17 protein-coding genes and 1 pseudogene are annotated in these 20281 nt (G+C 37.7%); 11 read left to right on the top strand and 7 right to left on the bottom strand.

Features of this window, described 5'->3' with window-relative positions; translation table 11 throughout:
• Positions 1–208 (top strand): hypothetical protein (locus tag GLIP_RS22205; protein ID WP_040521740.1); only part of this gene is annotated, 208 nt, incomplete at its 5' end.
• Positions 209–211: 3 nt separating this feature from the next.
• Positions 212–415 (top strand): hypothetical protein, encoded by a 204-nt coding sequence (locus GLIP_RS03140; RefSeq protein ID WP_008843119.1) that lies wholly within the window; start codon positions 212–214, stop codon positions 413–415.
• A gap of 827 nt (positions 416–1242) precedes the next feature.
• Here GLIP_RS03140 and GLIP_RS03135 read toward each other — a convergent pair.
• Positions 1243–2157: a LysR family transcriptional regulator gene (locus GLIP_RS03135; protein ID WP_008843118.1), complete on the bottom strand. Its 915-nt coding sequence runs from the start codon at positions 2155–2157 to the stop codon at positions 1243–1245.
• Positions 2158–2426: 269 nt separating this feature from the next.
• Here GLIP_RS03135 and gfa (GLIP_RS03130) point away from each other — a divergent pair, with 269 nt between their 5' ends.
• The gene (gene gfa / locus GLIP_RS03130) at positions 2427–3008 is read left to right on the top strand and encodes an S-(hydroxymethyl)glutathione synthase (RefSeq protein WP_008843117.1); all 582 of its coding nucleotides are present in this window, start codon (positions 2427–2429) and stop codon (positions 3006–3008) included.
• Positions 3009–3220: 212 nt separating this feature from the next.
• On the top strand, positions 3221–4510 hold the full coding sequence (locus GLIP_RS03125; RefSeq protein WP_008843116.1) for an NAD(P)/FAD-dependent oxidoreductase: 1290 nt from the start codon (positions 3221–3223) through the stop codon (positions 4508–4510).
• A gap of 21 nt (positions 4511–4531) precedes the next feature.
• Here GLIP_RS03125 and GLIP_RS03120 read toward each other — a convergent pair whose 3' ends face one another.
• From GLIP_RS03120 to GLIP_RS03095, 6 genes are all read right to left on the bottom strand, one after another.
• The gene (locus tag GLIP_RS03120; RefSeq protein WP_040521737.1) at positions 4532–5029 is read right to left on the bottom strand and encodes a YqhA family protein; all 498 of its coding nucleotides are present in this window, start codon (positions 5027–5029) and stop codon (positions 4532–4534) included.
• Between the two features lie 20 nt (positions 5030–5049).
• Entirely contained in the window at positions 5050–5976 is a 927-nt protein-coding gene (locus GLIP_RS03115; protein ID WP_008843115.1) for a bestrophin family protein, read from the bottom strand.
• 78 nt (positions 5977–6054) lie between these two features.
• A complete protein-coding gene (gene gshA / locus GLIP_RS03110; RefSeq protein WP_008843114.1) occupies positions 6055–7611 on the bottom strand; it encodes a glutamate--cysteine ligase in 1557 nt (518 codons plus the stop codon).
• Between the two features lie 81 nt (positions 7612–7692).
• A complete protein-coding gene (fghA, locus tag GLIP_RS03105; RefSeq protein ID WP_040521735.1) occupies positions 7693–8532 on the bottom strand; it encodes an S-formylglutathione hydrolase in 840 nt (279 codons plus the stop codon).
• Between the two features lie 49 nt (positions 8533–8581).
• Positions 8582–9712 (bottom strand): S-(hydroxymethyl)glutathione dehydrogenase/class III alcohol dehydrogenase, encoded by a 1131-nt coding sequence (locus tag GLIP_RS03100; RefSeq protein WP_008843112.1) that lies wholly within the window; start codon positions 9710–9712, stop codon positions 8582–8584.
• A gap of 112 nt (positions 9713–9824) precedes the next feature.
• A complete protein-coding gene (locus GLIP_RS03095; protein WP_008843111.1) occupies positions 9825–10151 on the bottom strand; it encodes a DMT family transporter in 327 nt (108 codons plus the stop codon).
• Positions 10152–10307: 156 nt separating this feature from the next.
• Here GLIP_RS03095 and GLIP_RS03090 point away from each other — a divergent pair, with 156 nt between their 5' ends.
• The 7 genes and pseudogenes from GLIP_RS03090 to GLIP_RS03055 all read left to right on the top strand — a co-directional run bounded on the left by GLIP_RS03090 (position 10308) and on the right by GLIP_RS03055 (position 20002).
• On the top strand, positions 10308–11174 hold the full coding sequence (locus GLIP_RS03090) for a LysR substrate-binding domain-containing protein (protein WP_008843110.1): 867 nt from the start codon (positions 10308–10310) through the stop codon (positions 11172–11174).
• Between the two features lie 523 nt (positions 11175–11697).
• Positions 11698–13674: an excinuclease ABC subunit UvrB gene (gene uvrB, locus GLIP_RS03085; RefSeq protein WP_008843108.1), complete on the top strand. Its 1977-nt coding sequence runs from the start codon at positions 11698–11700 to the stop codon at positions 13672–13674.
• Positions 13675–14686: 1012 nt separating this feature from the next.
• Positions 14687–15796 (top strand): S-(hydroxymethyl)glutathione dehydrogenase/class III alcohol dehydrogenase, encoded by a 1110-nt coding sequence (locus GLIP_RS03075; protein WP_008843107.1) that lies wholly within the window; start codon positions 14687–14689, stop codon positions 15794–15796.
• Positions 15797–15864: 68 nt separating this feature from the next.
• Positions 15865–16443: an S-(hydroxymethyl)glutathione synthase gene (gene gfa, locus GLIP_RS03070; protein WP_008843106.1), complete on the top strand. Its 579-nt coding sequence runs from the start codon at positions 15865–15867 to the stop codon at positions 16441–16443.
• 30 nt (positions 16444–16473) lie between these two features.
• The gene (locus GLIP_RS03065) at positions 16474–17802 is read left to right on the top strand and encodes a DUF3422 family protein (RefSeq protein ID WP_008843105.1); all 1329 of its coding nucleotides are present in this window, start codon (positions 16474–16476) and stop codon (positions 17800–17802) included.
• Positions 17803–17851: 49 nt separating this feature from the next.
• Positions 17852–18691 (top strand): annotated as a pseudogene (fghA, locus tag GLIP_RS03060) (S-formylglutathione hydrolase).
• A 12-nt stretch (positions 18692–18703) separates the two neighbouring features.
• Positions 18704–20002, top strand: a complete 1299-nt coding sequence (locus GLIP_RS03055; protein ID WP_008843103.1) for an NAD(P)/FAD-dependent oxidoreductase — start codon at positions 18704–18706, stop codon at positions 20000–20002.
• The last annotated feature ends 279 nt before the right edge of the window (positions 20003–20281 follow it).

The following is a 20281-nucleotide window of genomic DNA, read 5'->3' as shown; positions in this document are numbered from 1 at the left end:
TGACGCAGCCAAACAACTGGGCATAGGCCTTGAAAGTAACACTTATATGAGTTTTTTTGAGTATTTAACAGAGCAAACAAATAAAGATAGGTTAATTAGATGCAATCCAAACATTGATTTTAAAAAGTTAACAGTCATGGCTAGTGATTTGATTATCAACCCCTGCACAGGTGATGTTTTTAAAAAACATATGAATATAAAGGTCTAAAAGATGAGTTCTACTCAAGAAATTTTAAAAAGAATCAAAAAAGACACTCAAGCAGCAAAATGCATCATATTAGCGAAATACAATACAGGTTGGATTGGCAATCCTGCGTTAATTGATCGCACACAAATGAGCCTTGCTGATCTGATCACTTTAGAGCAAATCCAAAGCTCTCAACTCTTAGATTTAATTGAGGGAAGTGCCGCATGATTTTTAATTTATTTCTAATATTTATAAGTGGATTAATTGGGGTCTTCATTTTTAGTAACGAAGTACTTATAAACGCACAAAATACCATGATTGTATTTGTGGCGATTGCACTATTTCTGTGTGTTCGAATTTGTCTAGAGCGTACAGAGCTAAAGTAGAGTCAGATGTACTGAGTCTGAAGTTAAAAACATTGATTTTATGTATGCTTTAATCGGTAAATATTTCAAAGATTAACTTTAATATCGACAGTTAAATCAAATGCTTGAATTTACTTTTCTTTTTACCGTTAACCTTTTTTTAAGGTATAGAATAAGAGCTTATGCCCATTTTAAGTTTATAAAGTTGCTATTTTATATCGGGGTAATTTTGCATGAGTCTGCACATAATTTGGCTGCGAAAATTACATTTAGAAAAGTAACTGGCTTTAGGTTTATACATAATTTCAATGAAAGCCCTGCTTGCTCTCCTTCATTGGGTGAATTTCAAGCTTGTTGTTCTTCCAGTTATAAATAAGTTTTATGGTGATTGCTGGCAATTAAACTGAATAAACGTGCTCTATAACAAAGACATAAAATTACAATTGACAATGCCTATTATCGGTTTTCGTCAGGAGCTTACTCGTTTTATTTTATAGTCAAAGGAATGTTTCGAAAGACTTATTAACTAAAAGGTAGTTACACAAAGTATGTTACAGGGTCTTCTGCAAATCCTTTCGGTGTTCTGTCGTTTAAACATCTTAAATAAATGTCACTAGCGTTGATAAACTAATAGCTAAATCTGTTACCATTGAGTTGAATAGCTTTATCGTAAATATGTATGTGATGTATTTAATTTTTATAATCAAGACGATCAAGCTGGCTCAGAGCTCTATGTAATTCATCGAATATAATTCTTACCCTTCTTGGAACAGGGTTTGGTTGTGAGCGATAAACATAGAGCCCCCAAGGGGAAGGTTCTTCACTTTCCAAAACTTGGACTAGATCACCCTTTCGAATATAGTCTGCCACCATATAGTCTGCTTGTTGAGAAAAACCTATACCATCAAGAGCAGCAGCAAGTTCAATATCAGCATTATCAGTTGTAAATACAGGGAATTTAGGTGTCCATTGTCTTGCATCTTTGAAATTCCATGGCCACGCTCGTCCAGTATTAGTATCTAGGGAAGCGATAATTGGGTAATTAGTAAGTTCAGAAATGCTTTGAGGCTTACCAACCGCCTCTATAAGACTAGGAGACCCAACTATAACTAATCTCATTACGGAAGCTTTACGGGCAATATAACCACTATCGTGCAAGAAACCTACTCTAACACCAACATCAACACCTTCGTCTACAGTGTTAATAATTCTATCTGTTAACCGTAAATCAACAGAAAGAGATGGATTAGCCTTCATAATACTAACAACGGAAGGAAGAACTACTCGAGGACCTAAGCTGATTGGTGCTGTAATTTTAACCCTACCTGAAATCAAGTCTGTTTTTTCATCTTTTGCATTTTTCCAGAGATCATTAAACTCATCTAAAACTGGGCATAATCTTTCAAGTAGTTTGGAGCCAAATTCAGTAATCTTAACTTGTCTTGTACTTCGATGAAATAAGACTTCATTATAATGCTTTTCTAAACTTTTTATCGCTCGAGTTACTGCTTGGGGAGAAGCCCCTAATTTAATAGCGGCTTCTCTGAAAGTGTTGCACTCAGATGCAACACGAAGCACTTTTAGTAACTCTAGTTCATTTTTCATAATATGCCTTAAAACACTCAGTATGTTGTTCAACATTATTCTAAATTAAGGAATTCTAAAAGTCATCTTATTCCATTTACATCCATATCCTACATACCTACCATTAAAAAGCTTTAATATCACTTAATAACATATATTAATTATGGTTCTAAAAGTCACATAATTTTAGATAACGTGTTGTTTAAAGTTTACCGGGTGACAGCAATGATCCAACGCATATTTTGTAGCTGTCACATGAATCACATTTCAATAGCAGTATGGTGGTAAAAATGAATCAAGTATCAATTCATCCTTTAATTGATGATGGAAACAACACAGCAAGTGAAAACCATGATTTTTGTGGGGGGGTATTACAATGCCTATGCACTAATAATAAGGTTGAAGTTTCCGTTAACTCTCAGTCTTCTCATAATCATGCCTGTGGGTGTACCAAATGCTGGAAACCGGCTGATGCAACATTTTCAATAATTTCCGTTGTCCCTCGAGATAAAGTATCCATAAGTAAGCATCAAGGAAAATTACATATAGTTGATGAATATGCACTCATCCAACGCTATGCATGTAGAGACTGTGGTGTTCATATGTTCGGAAGGATAGAGAATAAGAGCCATCCATTCTATGGGTTGGACTTTATTCATACAGAACTTTCACCCCAAAGTGGATGGTCAAAAGTAAAGTTCGCTGCTTTCGTATCATCAATCATTGAAGGCGGAACTCCACCCCATAAAATGAGTTTGATTCGGAATAGATTAAGAGAGTTAGGACTGGAGCCTTATGATTGCCTTTCTCCAGAATTAATGGATGTAATCTCAATACATGCGGCCAAAAAAGCTGGAATTATTACCGAATAAGTAAATTCACTTCCACTCTTTAATAAGCTTTTATGAATAATGAGTACTACTTGAATGAGCCGAAAATTTCTGTTCATTCAATAGAGTTTTATTTTTGATAGCGGAGGTAAATTAAAAGGTATTTTGTTTGACATATTAAAAAAGTTGTCACTGTTAAATGGAATTTACATTCAATACTATTATCCAATGCTATAAATTTAAAGGTAAAAACCATGTCACAATTAAACCTTAAAAAACACCACATTGTTGTAATAGGAGCTGGATTTGGAGGTATAGACTTTGTAAATCATTTAAAACACAGAGATGTTCAAATTACACTGATTGATAAAAGAAACCATCATTTATTCCAACCTTTACTTTATCAAGTGGCTAGTGCCTCATTAGCCCCCTCAGAAATTGCTTGGCCAGTCAGGCACCTTTTTAGAAATAGAAAAGACGTTAGAACTTTGATGGCTGAAGTAGTAGATATAGATAAAGTATTAAGAAAGGTAATTTTAAGTAGTGGTGATTGTATATTATACGACTCATTAGTAATTGCTACTGGAGCTACACATACTTATTTCGGAAATGATAATTGGGCACCATATGCACTGAGTCTGAAAACTCTTGAAGATGCAACGAAAATACGTTCTAAAATACTGACTGCATTTGAGAAAGCAGAGCACAGTAAAGATGATAAGTTAAAAGATGCTCTTCAAACGTTTGTTGTTGTTGGTGGGGGGGCAACGGGAGTGGAAATTGCTGGTACAATAGCCGAGCTAGCTCATAACACATTAAAAAAAGATTTTAGGTTTTTAGATACCACCAAAACTAAAGTTCTTTTAATTGAGGCTGGCCCGAGGGTGTTACCTATGTTTCCTGAGTCATTATCACGTTACACAACGAAGTCTTTAGAGAAACTTGGTATCAAAGTCTTAACTAATTCTCCTGTGACGAATTGTGATTCAGAGGGAGTTGTTTTTAATGGTGAAAGACTTATGACTTTTAACATTATTTGGGCAGCAGGTGTAAAAGCTTCTCCCGCGGCTGTATGGCTGGGTGCAGAATCAGATTGGGCAGGAAGAGTAATTGTTGATTCATATTTAAATGTGCCTAGTTTTCCTGAAATATTTGTAATTGGGGATACGGCATCTGTAAAAATGTCAGATGGAAGTGATGTACCAGGCATAGCACCAGCAGCAAAGCAGGGGGGGGAATACGTAGCAAACGTAATAAATAACAAATTAAAAAAGAAACCCCATTTGAAACCATTCAAATACAATCATCAAGGCAACTTTGCAACTATTGGACGTAGTTTAGCTGTGATTGACCTGGGTTTTATAAAACTAAGGGGAGGAGTTGCTTGGTGGATTTGGAAGCTAGTTCATATTTATTTTCTAGTTGGCATCAGAAGTAGGTTAAGTGTTGCTATAAGTTGGGTTTGGAATCACACATTTGGATATCGCAGCTCGAGAATTATAGTGGGAGATACTCAAGAAAAAGAAGGTGCTGAAAGCAACTAAGTAATACTAGTTGCTTCCTTTTTATTCCCTACCTAATCTAAGAAGCTTTAGGCTAACAGCTAGAAATAAAACTGCTACTGGTAGTATTAATATTTCCCAAGTCAAACTATTAAGGTTTATAAGGATGATTTCTAAAAACTTCACCAGCAAAATTATTACGATCACCTCCCCGAGTACATTTTTCAAATGGCCAATATTAGGGGTGCTAATCCATTTAAGCACAGTGAACTTTTGTTCAATTTTTTTATCATAAATGAATAAAGTAAAGATACCATGAGCAAATATAAAAAGAACTAATGCAATTAAAAATGTGTCTAAAGATTTTATTAAGTAAATAGTAGCAATCTCTGAAGTATCCATGTGGGATAAGGAATCACTTGATAGTGTGCTACTAAATACAGTTTCATAAGCAGAATAAGTTTTCATCGCTCCGACAATAAACAGTAAAACGGAGCCAAGTAGAGAGCAAATTATTGCAACCCAACTTATGTATCTAAATATATTGAAAATTTCTTTCATCAAATTATAGCCTGTAATATTTAAGTTAATATATGTTGGACCGGTAGAATAGGCTTTGGTAGTTCAACTTCACCAAGCATAGATCGTAAATTAATTTCTGTCATACGTGTTAATGCTTCTAAAGGCAAATCATTAGCTGAAGTTCCAAATGGTTCTTCCAACTCATCACTAAGTGCATCTAACCCAAAAAATGTATACGCTATTACAGCACAAAATAAAGGAGTAAATACTCCCAAGGAAGCAACAATAGCAAAAGGAGCTGTAAAGCAATATAGATATGTTGTTCTCTGAACAAGTAACATGTATGCAAATGGGATAGGAGTATTTTTTATCCTTTCGCAAGCAGCTTGTACCGAAGTAAGTTGTGTTAAGTGATTGTCAAAGTTCTGAATTGCAAAGTCAGAAATTGAGTCCTTTTGTAAACATCCACTTAATTCCATACCTATTAACAATAATATAGTGTCTGGAACATTCTCAGCGCCTTTTAATATTTTTACATCTGAGCTACCCAGAAGAGCTTCTATATCGTTCCATGGTTCAGTTTTACGTAAATAGTGTCGCAAGGCATGATTATATGCAACTATCAATAAAACTAATCTTTTTTTTGTAGTTTCTCCCCCCACTTTATCGAAATCAATGTATGAAATAATTTGTCGAGTGAGACTTTTAGATTCAACAATTAATTTCCCCCATTGTTTTCTTGCTTCCCACCACCGCTCATAACTTGCATTATTTCTAAATCCTAAGAAAAGTGATAGTGCAACTCCAAAAAAAGCCATTGGGGCTACAGCAAGTGGGGGGAATAGATATGAATAATAATATTCTACCCAAGCAACGGCTGTCCCCAGTAATGTTACAAACAAGATCTTTGATGCGACAATAGGAACTACTGAGCCTTTAATTATAAAAAACAACCGAAGTGCATGTGGCTTATCTCTTAAAATCATAATATTTACCTGTTTACAAAGACTAATTCGATCCATGTAGTTATAAAAGAGAATTAATCTAGAATACTAGAACTCAAATCAGCTTTTGTCTTCATCAATTATCTCAAGCTGTTTTTGCCTTAATATTGAATTATGAGCTTCAAGTTGAAAACTTAAGTCTACATCATTTGGTAAGTCACTCAGTATAAAATGCAGCTTGTGCTTTTTAGCTTCAAAACGCATCAAGTCCCTAAATTCATTTCCCATCATAATTTGCTTCATCATTACTCCTGATGGAGTAAATTCGCTTTTATGAACTTTTTGAACTTGAAAAGAAAGAGCATTTTTATAGCTTTCATTACTTGTGTAGAGTGATGACTTGTCGTACGCAAGATCAAAAATCTCTGCTATAGGCGAGATCGACTTTAAAATCTCTAATGCAATTACTTTTAAATGAACTTCTTCTCCATTCTTTTTAATTTTCAGTGAGGGGTTTCTTCCCTCTTCTGCAACGATATTTTTATTTAATTTAATCTCTAACAATTCAATTTCTGAAAATTGCGGGCTAGGTGATGTTAAACAAAATAATAAAAAAAGGTCTAAAAACATGATTTGCTGTTCATCAATTCCAAGGGGAAAAAATGGATTTACATCTAAATTCCTAATTTCAATATATTCGACACCTTCTTTTTTTAAAGCCTCTAATTGCTTCTCTTTACCCATTGGTATCCGCTTTGGCCTTATATCACTATAATATTCGTTTTCAATTTGTAGTACATTAGTATTTAATTGATTAAAGTTGTTTTTTTCTTTAATTCCAATTTCTTCATACTCTTTGCAGTTTGTTTTCAATAACAATTCTAGGCTATTAACATAGCTTTCTATATTTGTGTAACTAACATGAAAATTATTTTGTATTTTGCTTGTATATCCAATTTCACTCAAGCGCATAGAAGTCGCGTACTTCTTGCCAATAGTATTTTCACCAAACACCGTTAATGATGTTTTCATATCATTTTCTAAAAAGCTACTGTCAAGAACTGGTGATGCCCCAAATAAATAAATCAACAACCAAGAATGCCGTTTAAAATTACGGATCAAATTAAAGTATTGTTTAGATTTAAAATCTTTTAAGCTTTCACTTTCTCCTAGCATATGCTGATACTTGATCCAAAATTCATCTGGAAGTGAAAAGTTATAATGAACCCCTGATATAGTTTGCATTTTTGCACCATACCTAGATGTAAGGCCACGTCTATATATAGTCTTCATCATTCCCAATTTTGAAGAGCCATATTCAGCTAGCGGGATATCTGATGCTGACCCGATAAATCCAGGCATACTTGAAGGCCAAATAAGCTCATTTTTAATATTTAGATAACTTATCTTGTGCAAATAGTTTAAGAACTTGAGTGTTTCATCAATATTATTAGATGGCGGGGTCATTAGCTCTAATAATATTTCAGAATAATCTGTAGTGATATATTTGTGTGTGAGTGCCGAACCTAGCCCTTTCGGGTGGTTAGTTTTTGATAACTCGCCTTCATAAGTAACTCTTAAGCCTTCTTTTTCCACTCCACGGGTAATTCTAGAAAGCTCAGTAAGAATCTCTGGAGTTTTAAGGTGATTCATTAAAGACTGATTTAGATCATACATAGCTATAATCCTCGACTTAAAAAGCTAGTTATTTGTATAACATATAGAAGGAAACTGCCGTGATTTAAACGGCAGTCAAATTTATCTATTTAAATGAGCTGAATGGAATCGAAGATGATCTTCAATAAAGCTTGAGATGAAATAGTAACTATGATCATATCCATTGTGGATATTTAATTCTAATGGGTAATTACTATGCTTTGAAGCAGCTACCAATGCCTCTGGCTTTAATTGTTCCACTAAAAAATCATCAGACTCACCTTGATCAACTTTAACTGGAATTACATCTTTTGAATGGCGCATAAGTTCACTAGCATCATATTCTTTCCATTTCGTCTTAGATTTCCCTAAGTATTCAGTAAATGCTTTTTGTCCCCATGAACATTTCATAGGGTTACATATTGGACTAAATGCTGACACAGAGCTATAAATAGAGGGGTTTCTCAATGCAATAATCAAAGCTCCATGTCCACCCATCGAGTGACCAGCAATAGCTCGTTTATTGTTTACTGGGAATGTGGATTGAATTAAAGCCGGTAATTCATCAACTACATAGTCATACATTTTATAATGTTCATTCCAGGGTGCTTCAGTTGCATTGACATAAAAACCTGCTCCTTGCCCTAAATCATAACTTTCATCATCAGCAACTTCATCTCCTCTAGGGCTAGTATCAGGAGCAACAATAGCTATACCTAACTCTGATGCCAATTTAAAGGCACCAGCTTTCTGCATAAAGTTTTCATCTGTGCAAGTTAGACCAGAGAGCCAATACAATACAGGCACTTTTTCCTGTTCAGATGCTTGTGGAGGTAGATAAATTGCAAAACGCATGTTGCACTTTAAAGTACTAGAGTGATGGGTATATTGCTTATGCCACCCATCAAAACTTTTGTTTATAGTTAAATTATGGATTGTCATTTTAAGCCTCTTCAATACCACCCCATTAAAATGGGGTGGTATACATGTTTTACTTGTTGAAATGAATTACAGTTCGGATGCTTTCACCCTTGTGCATTAGGTCAAATGATTCATTAATATCTTCTAAACCCATTGTATGAGTTATAAAATCACTTAATTTGAACTCACCTGCTAAATATCTTTCAACATAGTCAGGTAATTCGCTGCGTCCTTTCACGCCACCGAATGCAGAACCGCGCCATACTCGACCTGTTACTAATTGGAATGGTCTAGTTGAAATCTCTTGGCCAGCTCCTGCAACTCCTATGACAACTGACTCCCCCCAACCTTTATGACAACATTCTAGTGCGGAACGCATTAAATTCACGTTACCTATACATTCAAACGAGTAATCAACGCCTCCATCCGTTAGTTCAACAATCACATCTTGAATTGGTTTATCGTATTTTTTAGGGTTAATAAAATCGGTAGCCCCTAATTTTTTAGCCAACTCAAATTTACTTTCATTTATGTCAATTGCGATTATTCGGCTAGCTTTGGCCATGGTCGCGCCGATTACGGCTGAAAGACCAATACCACCTAATCCAAAGATTGCAACCGTAGAACCTTCTTCTACTTTGGCTGTATTCATGACAGCACCCATACCAGTTGTCACACCACAGCCAAGCAAACAAACTTCTTCTAGTGGAGCTTCTTTATTAACCTTGGCCAATGAAATTTCTGGCAAAACGGTATATTCAGAAAATGTTGAGCAACCCATGTAATGATATATAGGTTGTCCATCTTTGTAGAACCGGGTTGTACCATCAGGCATTAACCCCTTACCTTGGGTTTCTCTAATTTTTTGACATAAGTTTGTTTTTCCTGATAGGCAGAACTTACATTCACCACACTCTGGTGTGTATAAAGGTATAACGTGATCGCCCACCTTTAAACTTGTGACACCTTCACCAACTTGCTCTACTATCCCTCCCCCTTCATGTCCAAGAATGACGGGAAAAATCCCTTCAGGATCCTCACCAGATAAAGTAAACGCGTCTGTATGGCAAACACCTGAAGCAATAACCTTGATTAATACTTCACCTTTACGCGGTAGCATTACATCCACTTCTTCAATTGAAAGAGGTTGTTTTGGTCCCCAAGCAATTGCGGCTTTAGATTTAATAAATTGATCTGACATCGATTCCTCACTTTAACTTCATTTGAAAATTGTTTTACAATATTAATTATAAAACATGTAGTTACCTTTATTGTTCTTGAATAAATAATAAAGGTTATGAAATTCAATTAATTTAATGTTGATGGGTATTTGATAGGTTTATTGTTAAAACTCCAATGGCAACTAAAACCATACCTACCCAAGTAGTAATACTAATATGTTGTTTATAAATAATAGTTGATAATAGTGTTACGGTTACGATTGCTAGCCCTGCCCATAATGCATGTACAATACCTACAGGCATACTTTTCATGGCTTGCCCTAAGAAAATAAATGCTGACAAATGACCCAAAATAACTAATAGACTTGGGAAAAGTTTAGTAAATCCATTAGTTTCTTTAAGTGCTACATGTGAAAATGCTTCTGCAATAACCCCTAATAATAGAAAGATCCAGCTCATATATAGCCTCCCAAAATAATTATTCTCTGTGTATGACGACATTATGTTGTTATACAGGAGTGTTTAACTTTTTAATTGATATTTGCAGTATATTACTTTCTTATTTAATGATAATACACTATTTTGTAAAATTACTTTTTCCAGAAGGAAACAATCATGCAGTGGGAAGGCATATCTGAATTCGTTTCAGTTGCAGAGAATCAAAGCTTTACTCTGGGTGCAAAAAAAATTGCTGTCTCTACAGGACATGCTAGCCGTCAAATAAGTTCTTTAGAGCAAAGGTTAAATGTAAAGCTTTTCTATAGAACAACTCGAAAAGTTTCATTAACCGAAGAAGGTAAAGTTTTCTATCAACATTGTAGGAGTGTACTAGATGGTTTGAATGAGGCTGAACGTGCAATAACAAATCTCCAGTCAATGCCTCGGGGACTAGTAAAACTAACTGCACCCGTAACATATGGAGAATCAGTGGTGCTTCCTCTAATTAATGACTTTCTGCAGAAATATAGTGAAGTTGAAGTAACCTCATACCTAAGTAATCGAAAAATAAACATTATCGACGAAGGCTATGACTTAGCGATTCGATTAGGCAATCTCGAAGACTCTTCACTTATGGCTAAGAAACTTGGTTCGAGGAAAAACTACGTGTGCGCATCTCCATCCTATCTGAATAAATATGGAGTTCCTCATTCTCTTTCAGAATTAGAAAAGCACCGATGTCTTTTAGGGACATTGGATTATTGGAGGTTCAATGAGCAAAACAGAGAGCGCAATATTCGCTTAACTGGTGTTTTACGGTATAACAGTGGTTTTGGGTTAGTTGATGCAGCATTAAAAGGGTTAGGGGTAGTTCAGTTACCTGATTATTATGTAAACTCTTATATTAAAAGTGGTGAATTGGTTACAATCTTGGATAACTTCATCGCAGATGCTGAAGGAATTTGGGCAGTATATCCTCATAATCGGCAACTTTCCCCAAAAATAAGATTATTAGTTGACTTTATTGCTGAAAATTTAGCCTGAATATTTTCTTGTTTTAACAAACGTTATTAAATTTCATCTTCATGTTAAATAGCCCAGATTTAGTTGGGCTATTTGCTTTGGTCAAACCTGACGACAATAATTTTAAATATGAAGCTAGCTTTTATGAATCAATCATTTATTCAAATATTATCTGACATCTCTATACATACGCAATTTTACTGCAGGAATGATTGATACCGCAGATGGTTACAAAAACTGCTTGCAAATTCATTGAGCTAAAATATACCTTAACAGTGAATCTCACACATACGGCTAGTTAAAGGATAGGATTATTTTAATTATTATGTTTGACTTTAAAACAAATATATAACGTGTTTAACGAAAAATTTGTATAGTATTAGTAGATGGCTAATGAAATTTTAGGTGAATATCTGATTTGTAAGCCTTATTTCATAGATGTACTACTTTTAAGTAGTGCGTAAGTTAAAGCACCTTTGAATCATACGTTTCTTTTTTGCAGTAGTTGTGTAGATCGGGTCTTCCAAAACATATTGGAGCTACAATGTTAAGTAATAAGTTCATTTTACATTCAAATTATACACCAGCAGGCGATCAGTTGGAAGCTATAGCTCGGCTTATATCAGGTGTAGAGGAGGGCGCTACGCACCAAACTCTCCAAGGGATAACAGGCTCTGGTAAAACTTTCACTATGGCCAACATTATACATCGTTTGAAGCGACCTACTTTGATTTTGGCACCTAATAAAACTTTAACTGCACAGCTTTATGATGAAATGAAACGGTTTTTCCCAGAAAATGCCGTTGAATACTTCGTATCTTACTATGATTACTTCCAGCCGGAGGTGTACATCCCCGGCAATGATAGATTTATCAAAAAGGACTCGGCAATCAACGAGCAACTAGAACGGCTTCGTTTATCAACAACGAAGGCGTTAATAGAACGTAGAGATGTGATAGTTGTAGCTTCGGTATCATCAATTTATGGTTTAGGGCATCCTGATCAATATCGTGCATTACAGATCCCTCTCTCTCTTGGTCAGGAGATTGGTCATGATGAGTTTATTCGCCGATTATTACTTTTGCAGTACGAACGCAGTGAAAAAACGCTCAAACGAGCAATGTTTCGGGTGACTGGAAACGTATTCGATATCTTCCCCGCTGACTCAGAATATTTAGCAGTTCGTGTAAGTATTACTGATGATATTATACAAACCCTTCAATGGGTTGACCCTGTTACTGGTAAAGTTATAGGCGACATTACTCATTATCTTGTCTCACCAAAAACTCTATTTGCTACTCCAAAAAACAGTGTGGATCTCGCAGCGAAAGAAATTCTGGCAGAAATGGAAGAGCAAATAAAAGTATTCAACAAAGAAAATCGCTTTGTTGAAGCGGAACGGTTGCATGGGCGTGTAACTCATGATGTCGAGATGATGAAACAGGTTGGTTATTGCTCAGGTATTGAAAATTATTCAAGTTATTTGAGTGACCGTGACCCCAATTTACCTCCGACAACATTAATGGATTATTTACCTAAAGATGGTCTGTTATTTATTGATGAATCTCATGTCATGTTGCCCCAGATATCGGCAATGTATCGCAGCGATCAAAGTCGTAAAGATACTCTAATAGACTATGGGTTTCGTCTACCTTCATCAAGAAATAACCGGCCACTTAATCTAAAAGAGTTTGAGAGTATTAAGCCTCAAACCATATTTGTATCAGCAACACCAGGTAAATACGAACTTCAAGTTTCACATGATAAAGTTGTTCAGCAAATAATTAGACCAACAGGGCTTCTTGACCCCGAGGTGGAAGTTAGAGGAAAAGAAAACTATTTAGAAGATTTGCTGTATGAAATATCACAGAGGGTGGAAAAAAATGAACGAGTACTCGTTACAACCTTAACGAAAGCGTCAGCAGAAGAATTACACGAATACTTTGTGGAACATGGTTTAAAATCGCAGTTTATGCACTCCGACGTGAAAGTAGATGAAAGGGTGGAGATAATAAAGCAGCTTCGTTTAGGTGTATTTGATGTTTTAGTCGGGATAAGTCTATTACGTGAGGGGTTGGATATTCCAGAGGCTTCTTTAGTTGCGATCATTAATGCAGACCGCGCGGGCTTTTTACGTTCAACTAGCGCCCTCATTCAGATGATTGGTCGTGCTTCACGAAACCAGCATGGAAAGGCTATCTTATATGCCGATGAAGTGACTTCAGCTATGGAAGAAGCCATTAATCAAACAAAGAGGCGTAGGCATCTTCAAATTTCATTTAATGAAAAAAATGAAATTATCCCCTCATCATCGACAAGAAAAATATCCAATGGTAAAACTGAAGAAAGTAACAGCTTTGCTCATTCAGATGCGTTTTGTAAGAGCCTAGCCGAACTGTGTCAACGAATTACAGAAAAGGAACAACAATTACTAGATCTGACTAACGACGGAAACGAAAAAGGTGCAGATGAGATACGTAATCAGCTAGTTAATTTATATAAGCAGTTTATTTACATTTAGCTTTACATTGTTCTAAACCATGCAAAGCAGCAGTGTATGGTTTAGAACGCTAAGATATACACAACTAATGTAATCAATGAAGAAAGATTTATTATTATTAAAGTTAAATGTTCTATAATTTGCAAGGATTTAAGGCCTTGTATAGTTCGTCACATATCATCCTTATACTTCCAGAAATAGGCTGCATTAAGGTCTATAGACTTATTTATACATCAGTGTTTGCAGTTGTTAAAAAGGCCGAGTCAGGTAGTCATTGGCGTACGCCCATAAAATCTCAAAGTCAGGGCTAATCTGTCAAAGCGGCTATATTCACTGTGCGCCCTATTTCACGAATTTAACTTGAGACAGCAATTGTCGTCAGCCTTATAATAGAAGCTTTTCGTGTGATGAAACGGTTATCGCGAACAGACCTGAGCTTAACTCATATATCAATTCCTTCTTCAACCGGATAACTCATAGTATTAAACAATATTACATTGGATTTCGAGAAATATAGTAGAGGTACCTAAATATAGTTGGTCGCTATACGAACCGTACCCATGAGCTGTGCTTCGGATCTTGTTACTTGCCCTTTCCATAGGCCAACGAATTGACCTAATAGGGTACTCAATCAAGCCAATATACCTTTGATAAAATGTGATGTTAGCCTAACTAGTACTTCTGTGAAATAAGATTTCATCATAATGAGTTTTAATCCTTTATTTGCATCTGACACAAGGAAAGATCTAGAAATTCAATACTTTTACTTTTGTTCCATATTTTGGAATGGTGAAGGTGAATTTGTTCCATATACAAAGATTAATGAGGTGTCTATTATAAAACAAGATACGAAGGAGAGCTTGCGTGATAGATATAAAGTTACGTGAAAATGGCGAAGTTAATAAACGTAACTACAATTTATCAAGATAGACAGCTAGATAAATCTAGTTACAAATGCAGTCAGCGAGAGCATAGAGCTGTTAACTTTCGTTCACTGGTTACGCTTACATTAATTCAAATAGGAATTATTATTATGAAATCACGTGCAGCAGTTGCTTTTGGCCCAGGTAAACCTTTAGAAGTTGTAGAAATAGATGTAGAACCACCTCGTAAAGGCGAGGTACTAATCAAAGTTACCCACACCGGTGTTTGTCATACAGACGCATTTACATTGTCTGGTGATGACCCTGAAGGCCTATTTCCCGTAGTATTAGGTCATGAGGGCGCAGGCACAGTAGTAGAAGTTGGTGAGGGTGTTACTAGTGTGAAGCCAGGAGATCATGTTATCCCTTTATATACGGCTGAGTGTGGAGAGTGTTTGTTTTGTAAGTCAGGGAAAACAAATCTATGTGTCGCCGTCAGAGAGACTCAAGGTAAAGGGGTGATGCCTGATGGAACAAGTCGATTTTCTTATCAAGGGAAGCCTTTGTACCATTATATGGGATGTTCAACGTTTAGTGAGTATACGGTGGTGTCAGAATACTCTCTAGCTAAAATTAATCCAAGCGCCAACCCCGAGCATGTATGTCTCTTAGGGTGCGGAGTTACAACAGGTATAGGTGCTGTACACAATACAGCAAAAGTCCAGCCCGGAGATTCTGTTGCAGTGTTTGGGCTCGGGGGCATAGGACTAGCAGCAATTCAAGGTGCAAGGCAAGCTAAAGCTGGTCGAATCATTGCAATCGATATGAATCCAGCCAAATTCGAATTAGCAGAAAAGTTTGGCGCAACCGATTGCATCAATCCAAAAGACTTCGATAAACCAATTCAGGAAGTATTAATTGAAATGACGGGGTGGGGTGTTGACCACACTTTTGAGTGTATCGGCAATGTACACGTTATGCGCGCCGCATTGGAAGCAGCCCACCGAGGTTGGGGGCAGTCTGTTGTCATCGGTGTAGCAGGTGCTGGCCAGGAAATATCCACTCGACCATTCCAGTTGGTTACAGGCCGGGTGTGGAAAGGTTCTGCTTTTGGGGGAGTTAAAGGGCGTTCTCAGCTCCCTGGAATGGTTGAAGATGCAATGAAAGGTGAGATAGATTTAGCACCTTTTGTCACTCATACAATGGGTTTAGAGGACATCAACAAAGCATTCGATTTAATGCACGAAGGTAAATCAATTCGCACAGTAATTCATTACTAAAATGCGATAAACACAACGAACGACACGGAGGCGAGTATCCGTGTCTTACAACTATACGGAGAGTTATCATGACTAAACCACTAATTCACCCTTCTGTTGATAATGGTATCACAGCGGGGAATCAAAACTTTTCAGGAGGGACTATCGAGTGTTTGTGCCCTTCAAATAAAGTTGAGGTTTCGGTAGGAGCCCAAACCTTACACAACCATGCTTGTGGTTGCTCAAAGTGCTGGAAACCTGAAGGGGCTACTTTTGCAGTGATTGCTGTTGTACCCAAAGATAAGGTGAATGTAACGACCAACGCCAACAAGCTACATATCGTTGATGAAAGTGCCGCGATACAGCGACATGCATGCATTGATTGTGGAGCTCATTTGTTTGGTCGAATTGAGAACAAAGAACATCCTTTCTATGGTCTTGATTTTGTTCATACAGAACTTTCGCCGCAACAGGGTTGGTCAGCTCCAGGTTTCGCTGCGTTTGTGTCGTCAGTAATCGAGAGTGGTACGCCACCATCGACTATGGGCGCTATTCGTTCTCGCTTACGTGAACTAAAACTCGAACCATATGACTGTCTATCGCCGGAGTTAATGGATGTACTCGCTACACATGCAGCGAAACAGAAAGGTACATACCGCGAAGACTAATTAGAGACTTCATCGCAAAGTGAAGAAAAAATGAAAAGTAACTCCTCTTTTAAATCAGATCTGATAGAAAACCTAGAAGACGTCGTATATGGAATGCCTGCTCATACAGAGCGATTGCAAGCTGTAAACGAAATACATGCTAGGCCCCATTTGTCGGTCGATGCGCCAAGCTGTATGCTTCAATTGGCGTTTATGACGGATGGAGATAAACATAGGGATAATGCTGCTTTAAAGGGGTTGTCAGACCAACTGGGAATTGAGCTCCGCGAAGGTGAGGAGTTTCTTCATGATATTAACTTGCGTGATGGTCGGCTTCACTGTGAAAAGCATCTCGAGTTTTCGACATATCTTTGGTGTACAGCAATCAACCCAGAGACACACGAAATATTAGGAGAGGATCCATTTAAACGGGGCTTTGTTCCACCTGGCCCCGTTGTTTCTGGGGTCCGTTTGACAATTCTACCTTTTGATAGTCAAACAGAAGACAATATTGCACGCTTTGACTTTATATCACCTTGTTATTCAAAAGTTGAGAATGGTTTGGCGACAATTGTTACCGACTTTAGACAGGATGAAGATGGAATAACGAACGCGCTTATTATAGAAAAGGGATTGAAACCTGATCGAATAGGAGCATTAGCGCAGTGTTTGTTCGAGATTGAAACCTATCGAACGTTGGCCATGATAGCTATACCTTTAACGCGAACAATGGCGTTAGAGTTACGTAATATGGAATCTACTCTCGCACTTATTACTGAAGAAATGCGTTCAGATCCGAACTCAAGACGAGAAAGTGACGTTTTGTTATCTGAATTGACGAGTTTGGCAGCCGATTTAGAAGCTAGCGCAGCCGCTAATCTTTATAGATTTGGAGCAAGTCGTGCGTACTATGAAATTGTTCAAGAGCGACTTTCCTCACTTTCAGAACAATCAATGCCGGGATATTGCACATGGTACGAGTTTCTTGAACGCAGAATTGCACCCGCTATGCGGACCTGCCAATCCGTGAAAGAACGACAAGCTAAGTTGTCTGATAAATTAACTCGTGCGATATCTTTGCTTCGTTCTTGGATAGATGTTGAGCTTGAGCGCCAGAATCGAGATCTTCTGGCTTCAATGAATAATCGAGCCCAATTGCAGTTGCGTCTGCAACAGACTGTAGAAGGACTATCTGTGGCAGCTATTTCTTATTATATAGTCGGTCTACTTAGCTACATAGTGAAAGGTATGCCTTTCATATATAAGCTTATAGTTCCTGAAATCGCAATTGCTATAACAGTACCTTTAGTGACTCTATTTGTATGGTGGGTAGTACATAAAATCAGAGCAGCTCATACAGACCCACAAAAACACCCCTAAAATCTATGAATATATCGCCGTAATTTGCGGTAATAACAGGAGAACTATTATGGAGCGCATCGAGCACAATGCTAGTTTTGGCGGTTGGCAGGATGTCTATCAACATGATTCATCATCATTGGGATGTACAATGTGATTTGGTATATACCTTCCGCCGCAAGCAGAAAATAACAAGGTCCCCGTTCTTTACTGGCTTTCAGGACTTACTTGTACTGAACAAAATTTCATCACCAAATCAGCTGTGCAGCGCTATGCTGCGGAACACGGTATTGCGGTGGTGGCTCCTGACACCAGTCCACGCGGTGACGAAGTTGCAGATTGTGATGCATATGACCTTGGTAAAGGGGCTGGGTTTTATGTAAACGCTTTAAAAAAACCTTGGAGTACTCATTATCAGATGTACGACTATATAGTACAAGAACTCCCAGCGCTAATTGAAGCGAACTTTAATGTTACTCAAGAACGCTCAATAAGCGGTCACTCGATGGGTGGTCACGGAGCTTTGGTTATTTCAATACGAAACCCCGGACGTTATCGAAGTGTGTCTGCGTTCTCGCCGATCGTATCGCCGACACAGGTACCTTGGGGCCAAAAAGCATTTAAATCATACCTAGGTAATGATCAAGAGCTGTGGAAACAATATGATACCGTTGAACTAATCTCAACTGCTAAAGAGCGACTGCCTCTACTAATAGATCAAGGTATGAAGGATGATTTTCTGGAGTCTCAATTGAAACCCGAATTACTTCAGACTGCCTGTAAAGAGAATAATTATCCTCTAACTTTAAATTTGCGGCCCGATTATGATCATAGCTACTACTTCATCGCAAGTTTTATTGAGGAACATATGTCACATCATGCTGCCGCACTAAAAAGTAATGAAATGTAAGGAGCAATACTCATGGCAACTAAAACACATGAACGACACAAAGTGATCGTGGTTGGAGCTGGGTTTGGGGGCTTGGATGTCGTCAATAATCTTTCTGGTAAGTTCGTTGATGTAACGATTATTGATAGACGAAACCACCACTTATTTCAACCACTGTTATATCAAGTGGCTGGTGCATCCTTAGCCCCATCAGAAATAGCGTGGCCAATTCGACATCTTTTTAGAAAGAGACAAGAAGTTAATACGCTAATGGCTGAGGTAGTAGGTGTTGATAAAAAGGCTAAGCAGGTCATTATCGATAGCGGTGAACGACTCAGTTATGACACCCTCGTACTTGCTACTGGCGCAACTCATGCTTACTTTGGGCGTGATGAATGGGAGCCGTTCGCACCGGGCTTGAAAACGTTGGAAGATGCAACAAAGATCAGAGAGCGTATTCTCACTTCGTTTGAAGAAGCTGAAAGGACCTGTGATTTGGTGCAACAAGAAGCACTGAAAACGTTTGTTATTATAGGTGGGGGGCCAACAGGTGTAGAGTTAGCTGGCACGATTGCAGAACTAGCACGTGATACACTGGCGCGTGACTTTAGAAATATGGAGCCGAGTAAGTCTCGGGTCGTGCTTATTGAGGCTGCACCACGCTTACTTTCGGTGTTCCCTGAAAAACTGTCGGAGTATACCCGTAAAGCACTTGAAAAACTTGGTGTTGAGGTTATTACTGGAATGCCCGTGACAGAGTGTTCCGGCGAAGGTGTTGTTTATGACGGGAAGCAGATTAAGGCTAATACTATAGTTTGGGCCGCAGGTGTAAAGGCGTCTCCAGCCGCCCAGTGGTTGGGTGTTGAGGCTGATCGTGCAGGTCGTGTAATAGTAGATCAGCATCTTAACATTACAGATCACTTAGACATATTCGTTATCGGCGACACTGCAGCTGCAACAATGGAAGATGGCAAGCTTGTTCCAGGAATAGCCCCGGCGGCGAAGCAAGAAGGCAAATACGTTGCGAAGCTGATAATGAAACGTTTGAAAGGAAAAGAGGATAATCCTCCTTTTAAATATAGCCATCAAGGTAATCTTGCGACGATAGGGCATAGTCTTGCGGTTGTAGATTTTGGGTGGATCAGACTTAAAGGATTATTTGCCTGGTGGATATGGAAGCTAGTTCATATTTATTTTTTGATCGGAACCCGGAATCGGCTAAGCGTGGCTTTAAGTTGGGTATGGAATCACAGTATAGGTTATCGCGGTTCGCGCATTGTAATGAAGACCAGTTCCGACAGAGCTAGGAAACAACACGAAGACGATAAGTAATATAAATATCAGCAAATAGTAGATTTAGATCTATTTGTAAAGGAGACACTTCATTATTGAGCATTTGTAGTTTGATCAGAAAGGGACTTTCGATCGGCTCGGGAGCTAAGGTTAATAACACAGTTACTTGATAATTATAGTCATTATTAGTTCTTCGAATCTTGTTTTTAGACAAAACTCATTAAGTTGTCAGAGCTGAAGTCCAGCCTTCTTTTAAGTCATACGACGCCCTTTTCTAAGATAATGGGGTTCTAGGGATTTTCCCCTCTAAAAAGACAT

Source organism: Aliiglaciecola lipolytica E3 (assembly GCF_000314975.1).
Lineage (GTDB): Bacteria > Pseudomonadota > Gammaproteobacteria > Enterobacterales > Alteromonadaceae > Aliiglaciecola > Aliiglaciecola lipolytica.
Note: the sequence above shows the minus strand (reverse complement) of the source record. Positions and strands in the feature narration are given on the sequence as shown.